Origin of the sequence: Spirulina subsalsa PCC 9445 (genome assembly GCF_000314005.1) — a bacterium.
GTDB lineage: Bacteria > Cyanobacteriota > Cyanobacteriia > Cyanobacteriales > Spirulinaceae > Spirulina_A > Spirulina_A subsalsa.
Window position 1 is genome coordinate 765,222 of sequence record NZ_JH980292.1, and the last position, 12,643, is coordinate 777,864.

A 12,643-nucleotide genomic window follows, 5' to 3' on the forward strand; every position below is an offset into this window, starting at 1 on the left:
GTTGTCAAAATAATAGTGTAGGATTCTGACTCAAGTCTTATGAATACTCTTCTTCGCCCCGTTTTAGGTCTAACTTATCGCAAAGAACCCCTTTCTAGTTTTATTCTGACAATGGGACTCGTCGATGCGGTCATTGGTGGGGTAGGCGGACAACCTTCTCTGTTAGTGTTGGGGACTCTGACGGTGGGGATAGCTATTGTAATTCGTTGGAAACTCAATCAACCCTATCATTTACAAAGTCCCCAGACCCCCCCTAAAGGTTATTTGCCTCCTAGCCCAACTTTAGAGCCTTTACCCGTTCTCACCCACGAACAACGACAAAAACGCCGTAAACGCTGAATAAACAGCCTCTATGGATCTTTATACAACCACCCTCCGGCCTCTGATTTTTTCCCTGCTGAAATTAGACCCTGAATGGGCGCATCATACCGCCGTGAGTAGTTTGGACTGGATAACTTGCCATGCCCAAACCCCCGCTACTCAAGCCCTGTTAGCTTATCTGGAGAACACCTGTGTCGTCACCGATCCTCGACTAGAACAAAAGCTCTGGAACTTAACCTTTCCTAACCCTTTAGGATTGGCGGCTGGTTTTGATAAAGATGGCATCGCCGCCCCGATTTGGGATAAATTTGGCTTTGGTTACGCAGAATTAGGCACTGTTACGCTCCATCCCCAACCGGGCAATCCAAGACCTCGTTTATTTCGTCTCATGGCAGATGAAGCGATTTTAAACCGTATGGGGTTTAATAATTTGGGTAGTGCAGCACTTCAGCAACGCCTCGCGACTTGGGGCAAAAATCCCCGGATTCCTTTGGGGATTAATTTGGGCAAATCAAAAATTACGCCCTTAGCTGAGGCTGCCCAGGATTATTTAGGCAGTTTCCAACAGTTACAAGATTGGGGGGATTATTTTGTGGTGAATGTGAGTTCACCCAATACACCGGGATTGCGAAGTTTACAAGATAGTGAGCAGTTGGGGTTCATTTTAGAGGTCTTGCAAGAAAAAAATCAGGGGCAAAAGCCCATTCTGGTTAAGATTGCGCCAGATTTGGATTGGGAGGCGATCGCCTCGGTGTTAGAAATCGCCCAAACCTACCAAATGGCGGGCATTATTGCCACCAATACCACCATACAACGGGACAATCTGAAAACCCAAGTTTTAGCCGCAACGGGAAACCCTGTCACAGAGGAAGCAGGGGGGATTAGCGGCAAACCTCTAACCCAACGTTCTACAGAAGTGATTCGCTTTATCTGGCGAGAAACGGGGGGAAATTTGCCCATTATTGGCGTAGGGGGAATTTTTGACGGTGAGGACGCTTGGGAAAAAATAATCGCCGGAGCTAGTTTAATTCAAATCTACACGGGCATGATTTACGAGGGGCCTTGGATGATGCAGCGAGTCCTCAAAGGGCTGTTACGAAAGCTCGAAGATCACGGATTAAACCATATTACTGAGGCCGTAGGGTATGGGGCAAGGCTGACCCCTTAAGGCTTACTGAATAACTTTGCTCGTGGGGCTAGGGAACAGGGAACGGGGAACAGGGGAAATTCAGGTTTTTGCCCTCAAGTCTATTTAATTTGGTATAAACGGCTAAAAGTCCTAGTAACACTGCTTAGAGGGATATTCAGCAGACCCTAAAGAGACGGAGAGGGTCAAAACCAGAGGCGATCGCACCTACAAACGGGGTAATAATTGGGGTAATAAGGGGCCTGGAATTTGAGATAAGGCTCGATTTTGTCCCTGAATTCCCCCGTACTGATAAAAAGCTTGTACGGTGCGGACAATGTAATTAAAGGCCGTTTGATAAATTTCCGAGTCGGGCGGAACAGCCGTTAGGGCTTGTAAATAGGCCTGTAAGGAAGCTTCTAAATATTCCAGTTTGATGTCGGTGGGTAGCAAGAAACCGTCGGTAGTGGCCAGTTGATAATGAACTAAACCCAAGTTGTTGTAGGTGGCGAGACAGTCGAAGTTAACGGGGATGGGGGGATCTTGATGGCTCAGTTGTTGGGCGAGTTGGGTAGCGATGCCATAGGCGGCGGCGGCGCGTTCGAGGTAGTCTTGTTTACTCCGACTCGAAAAGTTTTCTGCGGTGCTAAGGTGCCAGTAGGCGGTGCCGAGATTATTTTGGGTGGCAGCACAGGCGGCCGGGGCGTTTTTGGCGGTGCGATAGCGTAAACTGCGCTCGTAGGCGATGACGGCTTTTTTGAGGGAGTTGATACTGTCTTCGTATTGGGAGAGGTTCCAGTAGGCGGTACCGAGGTTATTTTGAATCATCGCCCAAGGCCCAAAGTCCTCGCTGGGATCGTAGTATTGGCTGGCTTCGGTGTAGGCGGCGATCGCCGCGCGTAGATTTTCGATGGGATGATGTTGTTGGGCAAGGTGCCAGTAGGCGGTGCCGAGATTATTTTGGGTGGATCCGTATTTGGTCGGATTACTGTCCGGGGTGCGATATTTTAAGGCTTCTTCATAGGCCGCGATGGATAGCTGCATATTCTCGATAAAGTCCCGATAACGGGCTAAATCCCCGTAGGCTGCCCCCAGATTGTTGTGAATCATGCCGTAGGTGGTCGCGAAATTTTGGGGGTCGGTAATATGTAGGAGGGCCGTTTGATAGCAGATTAAGGCCTCTTCTAGGTCGGGAAAGGCCTGTTCTGGACTGTCGGGACGGCGGGATTCTCGGTCTGAGACAATGCGTGAACGCATCCAGTAAAAATTGCCTAAATCATTCAAGACTTCGGCCGCTAACGGCAAGGTGGGATGACAGTCTAAGGCCCCCTGATAAGCCTGAATGGCTTGGGTGAGAATGTCTCGGGAAGGGTCGCCTTGAGCAATGCGATCGCGGTACTGTTGCCCTAAGTGTAGAAAGCCTTGGGCAATACTTTCAAGGGTGTAGGAGGCCTTGAGTTGTTCGAGTTCCTCTGGACTGGGGAAGGAAAACAGGAGAGGGATCGGTTCTGAGGGGGGGGATTCTGGGCTGTCAGTTTGGGGGTCTAAGGGAGTTTCCCCGTCGGTGGCTTCTAAGGGCTGTTCTAACACCGTCTCCCCGCTCTCTTGGGGGTCTATCGGGGCTTCTAAAGTGACCTGTGTGCTGTCCTGTAGCTCTCCAGAGACAGCTAAGGGCGTTTCACCCTCGGCGGTATCTTCTCGACCATCGGCAGCCCTTTCAAGGCTCTCTGGAGGGTTTAGATGACCTTCATCTAAACCTTCTGGGGGCGCCTCGTCTAATCCCGGAGGGGAGGGAGTTCGAGGGGTTGCCCATTCTTGCTGAGGGATCGGGAGAGGAGAGTAGGGTTTAAATTGTAAGGTGACGAGGGGGAATTCTCCCTCACTGAGGGGGGAAAGAGGAGGGGGAGGGGGAAGGGAAGGACGGGAGGGGGTCGATTCTTCGGGGAAACTGTCCACCTCGCTACTAAATTCAAACACTCCGGTATGCCAGCGCCAAAATTCTGGCACCGCTTGGCGAATATTGCCTAACCAAGGCCGGGGCAACCAGAGCAAAAGACTAAAATCCAGTTGGGGTAAATGGCGCTCAATCAGCCGTAAATGGCGAATAAAACGTTGTTGAAGGGGGGCAGATTTGCGGGTCAGGTCTTCAATGCCGATAATTTCAAAGGTGGGGGAGAGTTTGGATTGTTTGAGGTGGGGGTTATCTTGGAGAATCGTGGCGATCGCATTTAAAAAATTGGGGTTCTCCGCATTGAGTCTCACCGTGATGAGGGGCGGGAAAGAGGCACTTTGTCCGGCGTGTAATTGTTCCGAAAGGCGATCGCGCAGTGGCACCGGATCACAAACCGCCACAAAAATTTGACGACGTAACCCCACACTTAAGGCCTTATATAACCGTTGATAAATAACCGTATTGGAATGTGCCACAGTCGTTTCAGCTTGAGCCAAGTGTTAATGCAAATCTCAATTATTATTGTTATTACTCCGCACATAGAGAAAACCAATCCCAAAAGCCGTTAACACCGTCAGGGCAATCACAACACAAACTAACCAGATACTCACATCCATTGATTTTTCGGCAGATTGCGGTCTTAAATCCGGTTCTTCGGCAATTTCCATAATCAAATCATCTGGATTATCCGGGTCATAAAGAGGAAAGCCACCCCCTCCCCCAGAGTGATCTCCTGTTGCTTCTGCAACGACCTGGTATCCTGAATTTTGCCCCGTAATCGGTCGTCCATAAGCATCTTGGGTGGTCGTCCACTTTTCGAGGTTTTTCATCCCGTCCAGTACCTTTTCCACTTCCCGACGCAGTAGCTGATTTTGTTTTAATAACTGCTGATTTTCACTTTTCAGGGTGGCTAACTGACTTTGAGCCGTTTGTAACTCACTGGCCAGTTCCCGATAAATGCTAATCGGCACCGATGGACGGTAATGATTGGCCTCTCCAGTGAAAGAACCGTTTTGGGGATTGGGTTGGGAAGGACGAGGTTTAAACATTATCGGCTATGCACAAAAGTGAGCAAAAGTCAAGAAAAATGACTTAAAATAAATAACTGAAAAATCAGGGAGTGAGATCCGGTAAGAGGGGGAAAAAATGCCCAACCGGACCCGTGCCTTGACCGAGGGGGATGGCATAGTGTAGGGCTTGGGTGACATAGTTTTTCGCCTGTTCCACCGCATCGGAGGGAGAAGCTCCGAGGGCTAATTGAGCCGCGATCGCCGCCGACAAGGTGCAACCGGTGCCGTGGGTGTGGGGAGTGTCCACCGTTTCGGTTTTAAACACCGTGAGATTATCCCCATCAAACCATACATCAACGCCCTTTAACGCGCCCGTCATGCCCCCTCCTTTGACCAAAACGGCCTTAGACCCCAATTGATAGATTTTCTGGGCGGCTTGCTGCATATCCGCCAAATTATTCAACTCCAAACCGCTTAAAAGTTGGGCTTCATAACGGTTAGGAGTCAGGATAGTAGCTTGGGGCAACAAACAAGAGGTCAGAGTTGCGATCGCCCGCTCATCAATCAACTGGGAGCCCGTGCGAGACACCATCACCGGATCCACCACCAAAGGATAGATCCCCAACTCCTGCACCACCTCCGCCACCACCTCAATAATACCCTCATTGAGCAACATCCCCGTTTTCGCCCCATCCACCCCAATATCCGTCACCACAGCCCGCACCTGAGCCACAACGGCCTCGGGCGATAAACCATCCACCCGACTCACCCCTTGGGTATTTTGAGCCGTCACACAAGTGACCGCACTCATACCGTGAACACAGTGGAACGAGAAGGTGCGCAGATCCGCTTGAATCCCCGCACCCCCACCACTATCTGAACCTGCAATGGTTAGCGCCTTCTTTGTCATGCTCCCTTACCCTCAACGTCGAGGAAAACGACGGCGTTGTAGGAACTCGGGAATATCCAATCCCGTCCCCTTGAGGGGAGAACTCACATCCGGGGGCGGCGCAGGATTAGCAGCAGGTTTAGGAGGAGTCGTCGGTTGATTCACCGCCCGGTTAGGCTTTGGGGCCGTGGGTATCGTCCGACCACTGGTTGTACTTTTCGCCGGAGTTTCCCCAGAAAAACCCGTCGCAATCACCGTAATTGTCAATTCCCCCTGACTTTGGTCATCAATCACCGCCCCAAAAATAATATTGGCGTTGGGATCCACCACCTCATAAATCGTCTCTGCTGCGGTGTTCACCTCATGGAGCGTCAAATCAGAGCCGCCTGTAATATTAAAGACCACCCCTTTCGCCCCCTCAATAGAAGACTCCAACAAGGGCGAAGAAATCGCCATACTGGCCGCTTCTCTAGCGCGAGACTTCCCGGAACCCGTTCCAATGCCCATCAACGCCGAACCCGCATCCGCCATCACAGCACGCACGTCCGCAAAGTCCACATTCACTAAACCGGGGATAATAATAATATCGGAAATCCCTTGAACCCCTTGGCGTAGGATATCATCGGCCACCATAAAGGCTTGTTGTACCGGAGTTTCGGGAGAAATCACCGACAGTAACTTATTGTTCGGAATCACAATCAACGTATCCACCCGGCCTTGTAGAGCAGCAATCCCTTCATTGGCTTGGGTTGTGCGGCGATGCCCTTCAAAGGTAAAAGGACGAGTAACAATCCCCACCGTCAAACAGCCAATTTCCTTGGCCACTTCCGCGACAATAGCAGATGCACCCGTTCCTGTACCACCACCCATTCCCGAGGTAATAAACACCAAATCCGTGCCTTCTAAAGCGTTGGCAATTTCATCCCGGGATTCTTCTGCCGCCTTTTGACCAATCGCCGGATTCCCCCCAGCCCCCAATCCTCTGGTCAATTTTTGGCCAATTTGTAAACGATGGGGGGCTGCCGTTAATTCTAGGGCTTGGGAGTCGGTGTTAATCGCCCAAAATTCGACCCCAGTAATACCACTGGCAATCATGCGATTCACCGCATTACAACCGCCACCCCCTACACCAATGACCTTAATTTGGGCGGCGTTACTGGGTACAATTTTGTCAAATGTCATAGTTTCTTGAGCAGGAGTACCATAGTCAGTGCTTTGAGGAAGAGAGAGTCCGGGGTTATGAAAGGGTGAGTTACTTGCCACAGTTCCAGGAATATTAGGGTAGTTGGGTTGACACACTCTCCCGTTAAAGTACACTATCACGGGAGATTCTGTAAGTTTACACTTAAGAGTTCCTGCTTCACAGATTCTTGACGCTTGCGATGCTGCGCCCGTCAGACCATCTCCACAGGAATTTTCTAATACGCCATGCCCTGACGCACTTCGACACCGCTCAGTGTACACACTTTGACCCCGCTCGGTATAAAAATTTTAACAAAAATGTTGCGAAACTCCCCTTCCTCGTTTACAGGGAGGGCATGGATAGCCAACTAAAAATAAACTAAGCAATAGCGAATCATCTGATAAGATTTTACCATCTTATCAGTAGTGTTGAGTTTTGATAATGCACGGGGAAAACTTATATTGAAGTTGACCGCTTTTTTGCGTCTTCAAAAACTTGTCACGTTTGCCTTAATCGAGTAGATAGTTTAGCGTTAGAGGTTCGGCAATGGGAATGTCAAAATTGTGGCACTCACCACGACCGTGATATTAATGCAGCGCAAAACATTAAAAATGAAGCCTTGCGGATATTGTCGTTGGGAATCAGCGATAGGGCTTGGGTCGGGAATATAAGAGAACTGGGTAAAACTTCGGTTTTGCTAAATGTTCCGTTGAATCAGGAAGCCTCATCCTCGCCAATGGCAGGGTGGGGTAGTTCACAGATAGTCTTGGAAGTATAAGACTCTGACAACAGGGTATCAAAGTTAGGGAATAGGTAGGGCTTGCTGAATAGGGGAATAGGGAACGGGTAAGACGCACTCTTGCAACAGTTTGGGCTATTAGACACCTCCTAAAACCCTGAAAACGGGATTAACCCCGATGAAATTTAAGTTCTAAAACGATAGGATGAGTCAAAATGTCCTGATGGCTGTGCTATGGTTAATCTCACCCCAAGGCAGAAAACCCTGCCCACAATGTATGAGCTACCCAGTGAAGAAGTAGGAGAACCGGGTTTGCCGGACCAATTTCACCCCCTACAAGCCGAATTACTGCGTCTAACATTTCAACCGGGCAATTACGACCCAGAACAGGTTTTTTCGGCAATGGATCTCAATGTTTATTACGATGAGAACCACACCAGACGATATAAACGCCCCGATTGGTTTGGGGTGGTGGGAGTGCCTCGCCTATACGAAAATCGAGACTTGCGCTTAAGTTATGTAGTGTGGCAAGAAGGAGTTAGCCCTTCTCTGGTGGTGGAATTATTATCCCCAAGTACCCAAGATCAGGATTTAGGACAAGTGGAAGGGGAGGCGGATGGAACACCGACCAAATGGGAGGTGTATGAGCAGATTCTGAGGGTCCCCTACTATGTAGTATATGACCGGACGATGGGGGGTTTTCGAGGGTTTGAATTAGAAAGGGGAGCAACAGCCGAATCTCCTCGTTATGTGGAGGTAGAAGTAAGGGAGAATCGCTGGTGGTTGGAGGGATTGGAATTAGGAGTGGGTTTGTGGCAAGGGACTTATGAAAATGTGAATCGTTTATGGTTACGCTTCTATGGGAGTTCGGGGGATTGGATTCCTACGCCGACAGAACAGGAACGGCAAGCTAGAGAGTCCGCCGAACAACGGGAAGCACGGGAACGGCAAGCTAGAGAGTCCGCCGAACAACGGGAAGCACGGGAACGACGGGCTAGAGAGTCCGCCGAACAACGGGAAGCACGGGAACGACGGGCTAGAGAGTCCGCCGAACAACGGGAAGCACGGGAACGACAAGCTAGAGAAGCAGCAGAAGAACAAGCGGAACGTTTCCGGCGTTTACTCATGGAAAACGGGATTAACCCCGATGAAATTTAAGTTCTAAAACGATAATTTCCGACACAACCGCATTTTCCTGACTCCCGACTCCCAATGCCTTGACTTATAACTTTGGGTCTTAACTTGTCAAGATTCCCCGTTCCCTAACCCATCCAACCAAGGCAATAACACCTGATGAAATCGTTCGGGAACTTCATCATGGGGGCAATGTCCCACATTTTCCAAAGGAACAAAGGTTAAATGGGGATTTTTCTGGCGAAAACGCTGAGAAAGGCGAAAAGGCACCATACAATCTTGGGTTCCCCAGATGAGCAAAATCGGTCGGGATATCTGGGGAAATAAGTCCAAGAGACGGGGGGAAAATTCCGGTTGACGGATGGACTGAAAGAGGGCGCAAAAGGTAGCCGCGGCCCCTTGGTCATAGGCAGGGGCGGCTAAAATTTCTACTAATTCATCGGTGATAGCTTCTCGGTGAGGATAGGCCAAAGTAGCCCAACGGCGAATCGTGAAGCGACGACGTAGCAGTTGGAAGATAGGGACTAATAGGGGGGGAGAACCAAAGACTCCCTCAATGCGATTGACAATCGGCCGCACCCAGGGGGGTAACATTTCCTGACGAACTGACACATCGGGGATATTGAGCAGAACAACACCCTTTAACATTTCGGGATGGTGGGCGGCTGCCACTAAACAGACTAGGGAGCCTAAAGAATTCCCCACTAATACTATGGGTTCACGGATAAAGGTCTGCCAAAACTCATAGATTTGTTCTACCCACAGTTCGACGGTGTAGGTGGGGGTGGCTTTGCGAGAGGCCCCAAAACCCAGTAGGTCGAGGGCGTAAACGGTGCGATTTTGGGAGAGGATGGGGATGTTGTGCCGCCAGTGTTCTAGGGCTGCCCCAAAGCCGTGAATCAGTAGGATGGGGGGTTCTGGGGAGGTTGGGGGGGGAGATGGCGATCGCCTAAAACTATATCGCACCTGCCAACCTCGCCAAATCCAATCCCGTTGAAACCCAATCCGTTCATGCCAAGGTTTTAAACGTTCTGCGGTCACTTAAGACACCTCGGCCGTGAGTTTTTCCGGTGAGAGGGGGACAGATTCACCGGAGAGATGGGCTAACGCGTTGGGGTCATCATGGGTCAAAGCGGCCCGGACGAAGCCCTGAAAGAGGGGATGAGGCCGACTGGGACGGGAACTAAATTCCGGGTGAAATTGGGTAGCGATAAAGAAGGGGTGGGGGGAATACTCAATCATCTCGACTAAACGCCCATCGGGGGAGGAGCCACTAATCATATAACCACTTTCTAAGAATAGGTTGCGATAGGTGTTATTAAACTCATAACGGTGACGATGACGTTCATAGACCACTTCTTTGGCATAGAGGGAGGCGGCGCGGGTGTCAGGGGTGAGGCGACAGGGATAAAGGCCTAAACGCATGGTGCCGCCTCGGTCTACTACGTCTTGTTGTTCGGGGAGGAGGTTAATCACAGGATAGGCGGTTTCGGGGTCGAATTCGGCGCTGTTGGCCTTTTCGAGGGCGGCGACGTTGCGCGCCCAGTCGATGATACTACACTGCATCCCTAAACACAGACCGAGGAAGGGGAGTTGATGTTCTCGGGCGTATTGAATGGCGCTGACTTTGCCATCTACCCCACGAATGCCAAAGCCACCGGGGACGACTACACCGCTCACGTTATTCAGGTAAGACTCCGCGCCGTTGGCTTCGATATCTTCGGCGCTCACCCAACGAATATTAACATCACTGCCAAAGGCGATCGCAGCATGACGCAAGGCCTCGACGACGGAGAGGTAAGCATCGCTGAGTTTAACGTATTTCCCCACCAGAGCAATTTCTAAGTGACGGGTGGGGGCTTTCATGCGCTCTACAAGGGTTTGCCACTGCTGGAGGTCGGGGGTGCGGTCTTCGAGTTTCAGGAGGTCGATAACCTGTTTGGCTAGGCGTTCTTTTTCCAGAATCAGGGGGACTTCGTAAATACTGCTGGCATCGGGGGAGGTGATGACGTTTTCAACGGGAACATCACAAAATTCTGAGAGTTTTTCTTTAATGCCTTGTTCAAGGGGATGTTCACAGCGACAAACCAGAATATCGGGTTGAATACCAATCGACCGCAGTTCTTTGACGGAATGTTGGGTGGGTTTGGTTTTCAGTTCCCCGGCGGCGGAAATCCAAGGAATTAGGGTAACGTGCATATAAATCACGTTATGACGGCCGACATCTTTCCGAAACTGGCGAATGGCTTCTAGGAAGGGTTGGGATTCAATATCCCCGACGGTGCCGCCAATTTCGCTAATCACCACATCGGGATGGGTGTTTTTAGCGACCCGGTGAATCCGTTCTTTAATTTCGTTGGTAATGTGGGGAATAACTTGTACGGTGCCGCCGTGATAGTCGCCGCGCCGTTCTTTGTTGATCACGGCTTGATAAATACCGCCTTGGGTAACACTGTTAAGACGGGACATTGAGGTATCGGTGAAGCGCTCATAATGTCCTAAATCGAGGTCGGTTTCTGCTCCGTCTTCGGTGACGAAGACTTCCCCATGTTGGAAAGGACTCATGGTGCCAGGATCGACGTTGATGTAAGGGTCAAGTTTGAGGATGGAGACGGAATAATCACGAGATTTGAGAAGTCGTCCTAAGCTGGCGGCTACGATGCCTTTTCCAATACTGGACACAACACCACCGGTTACAAATACAAATTTAGTCATGATCAAAAAGACCTGGTTTCCTCGGAGCGGCGGGTACACTGGATGCTCTCCGGTGTTCTATTCTATTAGAGTTTACCAGAAATTCTGGGTTTAAAGCCCTGCCCTTTAGCGTAGTGCCGGACGGCTTTTAGATTCTGGGTTGCCCCGTTGAGTGCAAGGGGGTATAATACATTTATACTGCTAAGTTCAATGTGAATGTTTGTTCTGTAATTGAAAAGCCATGACCAAATCAACTCTGAACACTCGCTTGATTGATTCACTGACCGAAATCATCCTTTCTCTCTCTGAAGCAGAACAGCAACTCTTAATCGAGCAACTGCAAATTTCCCTCGTTTCTCAAGGAAATAAAGTTGAAGCCGATCCAGAACTTAAAGCGCAGATTGAGTTAGGAATTGAACAACTCCAAAACGGTCAATATAGGGAATACCAAAAAGACTCACTGGCTAATCTTTTTGAAAAGTTAAGGCTCAACATTAGAAGTCAAGGTGTCGGGAGTCGGGAGTCGGGAATCGGGAATCGGGAGTCGGGAGTCGGGTGTCGGGAGTTGGGAGTCGGTGTAGGGGCGCAATGCTTGCGCCCTAGGGAGTCGGGTGTCGGGAGTTGATTAGTATTACCTATTCCCTATTCCCTATTCCCTATTCCCTCCCCCCTGTTCCCTGTTCCCTGTTCCCTGTTCCCTAAAATAAAAGAGTTTTGGCTATTCACTAGCCACTATTCCCCTGCTTCCCTGCTCCCCCTCTCCCCTGTTCCCTATTCCCTAAACGCGATCGCCGATGAACCGGACGAGGGGTAAAAATTGCTGGGCTAAGGTCTGACGACTGACTACTAAACTGGGAAAGGAGCGTTTTCCGTAGTCTTTTCCCACTTGGAGGGGAAAAACGGGCTGGGGTTCAAGGGGGATAAATGCGCCCCCAGCGCCCTGGACAATGACCCAAACGGCGGCTATATCCCAAATTTTGGGCGTGGCCTCGACTCCCCCTAGACTGGCTCCACAGGCCACAAGAGCGCTGCTATAACTAGATACGCCAATCATGCGCACTTTGCAGGGAAAGGGTTTTTTAAAAACATCGGTACTGCGGGCGCAGAGGTTGAAGAGATGGTTTAAGCTGGGTTCGTCGGGACTGGTTTGGATGGGTCGCCCGTTGAGATAAGCGCCACCCGGACCAGTGAGGCCTGAATCAGCGAACCAGTAGCCGTGATAGGTTTGTTGCATGGGGGGGAAGTGGACAAAACCGAAGACGGGGGTTCCGCGATAGAGAAGGCCGAGGGAGATTCCCCAAATGGGGAGGCCGCGAGTAAAGTTGGTGGTGCCGTCGATGGGGTCTACCACCCAACAAAACTCTTGGGGGGGGAGGATATGTTCTGTTTCTTCGGTCAGAACTCCGTGATCGGGAAATTTTTGTGCGATCGCCTGCCGAATTTCTTGATCCGCCCAACGGTCTGCTTGGGTCACAAGAGATCCGTCGGATTTGCGACTGGCTTCAATCTGTCCGAAGTCCTTCATTAATTGCTGACCAATAGTATTAGTCAGGGTTTGACAGAAGACTAAGACCTCCTCCCAAAAGCTATTCATAA

The 12,643-nt window shown here is 50.3% G+C and carries 12 protein-coding genes; 5 read left to right on the forward strand and 7 right to left on the reverse strand.

The window, feature by feature from the left end:
• The first annotated feature begins 39 nt into the window (after positions 1–39).
• Both SPI9445_RS0103895 and SPI9445_RS0103900 read left to right on the forward strand, forming a co-directional pair.
• Positions 40–339 (forward strand): hypothetical protein, encoded by a 300-nt coding sequence (locus SPI9445_RS0103895; RefSeq protein ID WP_017303415.1) that lies wholly within the window; start codon positions 40–42, stop codon positions 337–339.
• 13 nt (positions 340–352) lie between these two features.
• Positions 353–1,489, forward strand: a complete 1,137-nt coding sequence (locus SPI9445_RS0103900; protein WP_017303416.1) for a quinone-dependent dihydroorotate dehydrogenase — start codon at positions 353–355, stop codon at positions 1,487–1,489.
• A gap of 186 nt (positions 1,490–1,675) precedes the next feature.
• Here the strand turns inward: SPI9445_RS0103900 and SPI9445_RS0103905 are convergent, their stop codons facing one another.
• The 4 genes from SPI9445_RS0103905 to ftsZ all read right to left on the reverse strand — a co-directional run bounded on the left by SPI9445_RS0103905 (position 1,676) and on the right by ftsZ (position 6,596).
• Positions 1,676–3,874 (reverse strand): tetratricopeptide repeat protein, encoded by a 2,199-nt coding sequence (locus tag SPI9445_RS0103905; protein ID WP_026079511.1) that lies wholly within the window; start codon positions 3,872–3,874, stop codon positions 1,676–1,678.
• Between the two features lie 36 nt (positions 3,875–3,910).
• Positions 3,911–4,447, reverse strand: coding sequence for a hypothetical protein (locus tag SPI9445_RS0103910; RefSeq protein ID WP_017303418.1), 537 nt, complete (start codon positions 4,445–4,447; stop codon positions 3,911–3,913).
• 64 nt (positions 4,448–4,511) lie between these two features.
• Positions 4,512–5,318 carry a bifunctional hydroxymethylpyrimidine kinase/phosphomethylpyrimidine kinase gene (thiD, locus tag SPI9445_RS0103915; RefSeq protein WP_017303419.1) on the reverse strand — a complete coding sequence of 269 codons (807 nt, stop codon included), beginning with the start codon at positions 5,316–5,318 and terminating at the stop codon, positions 4,512–4,514.
• A gap of 12 nt (positions 5,319–5,330) precedes the next feature.
• Positions 5,331–6,596: a cell division protein FtsZ gene (gene ftsZ / locus SPI9445_RS0103920; RefSeq protein WP_420329755.1), complete on the reverse strand. Its 1,266-nt coding sequence runs from the start codon at positions 6,594–6,596 to the stop codon at positions 5,331–5,333.
• A gap of 344 nt (positions 6,597–6,940) precedes the next feature.
• Here ftsZ and SPI9445_RS29085 point away from each other — a divergent pair, with 344 nt between their 5' ends.
• Both SPI9445_RS29085 and SPI9445_RS0103925 read left to right on the forward strand, forming a co-directional pair.
• Positions 6,941–7,258 (forward strand): zinc ribbon domain-containing protein, encoded by a 318-nt coding sequence (locus SPI9445_RS29085; RefSeq protein WP_083883484.1) that lies wholly within the window; start codon positions 6,941–6,943, stop codon positions 7,256–7,258.
• Between the two features lie 234 nt (positions 7,259–7,492).
• Positions 7,493–8,377: a Uma2 family endonuclease gene (locus SPI9445_RS0103925; RefSeq protein ID WP_017303421.1), complete on the forward strand. Its 885-nt coding sequence runs from the start codon at positions 7,493–7,495 to the stop codon at positions 8,375–8,377.
• A gap of 87 nt (positions 8,378–8,464) precedes the next feature.
• Here SPI9445_RS0103925 and SPI9445_RS0103930 read toward each other — a convergent pair whose 3' ends face one another.
• Both SPI9445_RS0103930 and SPI9445_RS0103935 read right to left on the reverse strand, forming a co-directional pair.
• Positions 8,465–9,394, reverse strand: coding sequence for an alpha/beta fold hydrolase (locus SPI9445_RS0103930; RefSeq protein WP_017303422.1), 930 nt, complete (start codon positions 9,392–9,394; stop codon positions 8,465–8,467).
• Positions 9,395–11,068, reverse strand: a complete 1,674-nt coding sequence (locus tag SPI9445_RS0103935; protein ID WP_017303423.1) for a CTP synthase — start codon at positions 11,066–11,068, stop codon at positions 9,395–9,397. It lies immediately after the preceding gene.
• Between the two features lie 220 nt (positions 11,069–11,288).
• On the opposite strand from SPI9445_RS0103935, the gene SPI9445_RS24270 reads away from it, so the two are divergent.
• Positions 11,289–11,672, forward strand: coding sequence for a hypothetical protein (locus SPI9445_RS24270; protein ID WP_017303424.1), 384 nt, complete (start codon positions 11,289–11,291; stop codon positions 11,670–11,672).
• A 153-nt stretch (positions 11,673–11,825) separates the two neighbouring features.
• Here SPI9445_RS24270 and SPI9445_RS0103950 read toward each other — a convergent pair whose 3' ends face one another.
• A complete protein-coding gene (locus SPI9445_RS0103950) occupies positions 11,826–12,641 on the reverse strand; it encodes an inositol monophosphatase family protein (protein ID WP_017303425.1) in 816 nt (271 codons plus the stop codon).
• Between the last annotated feature and the right edge of the window lie 2 nt (positions 12,642–12,643).

Excerpts from the sequence above, each read along its gene's own strand:
- SPI9445_RS0103895 (WP_017303415.1), top strand. The coding sequence starts at position 40 with ATGAATACTCTTCTTCGCCCCGTTTTAGGTCTAACTTATCGCAAAGAA.
- SPI9445_RS0103950 (WP_017303425.1), bottom strand. The coding sequence starts at position 12,641 with ATGAATAGCTTTTGGGAGGAGGTCTTAGTCTTCTGTCAAACCCTGACT.
- SPI9445_RS0103935 (WP_017303423.1), bottom strand. The coding sequence starts at position 11,068 with ATGACTAAATTTGTATTTGTAACCGGTGGTGTTGTGTCCAGTATTGGA.
- SPI9445_RS0103900 (WP_017303416.1), top strand. The coding sequence starts at position 353 with ATGGATCTTTATACAACCACCCTCCGGCCTCTGATTTTTTCCCTGCTG.
- thiD (WP_017303419.1), bottom strand. The coding sequence starts at position 5,318 with ATGACAAAGAAGGCGCTAACCATTGCAGGTTCAGATAGTGGTGGGGGT.
- SPI9445_RS0103910 (WP_017303418.1), bottom strand. The coding sequence starts at position 4,447 with ATGTTTAAACCTCGTCCTTCCCAACCCAATCCCCAAAACGGTTCTTTC.
- SPI9445_RS0103925 (WP_017303421.1), top strand. The coding sequence starts at position 7,493 with ATGTATGAGCTACCCAGTGAAGAAGTAGGAGAACCGGGTTTGCCGGAC.
- SPI9445_RS24270 (WP_017303424.1), top strand. The coding sequence starts at position 11,289 with ATGACCAAATCAACTCTGAACACTCGCTTGATTGATTCACTGACCGAA.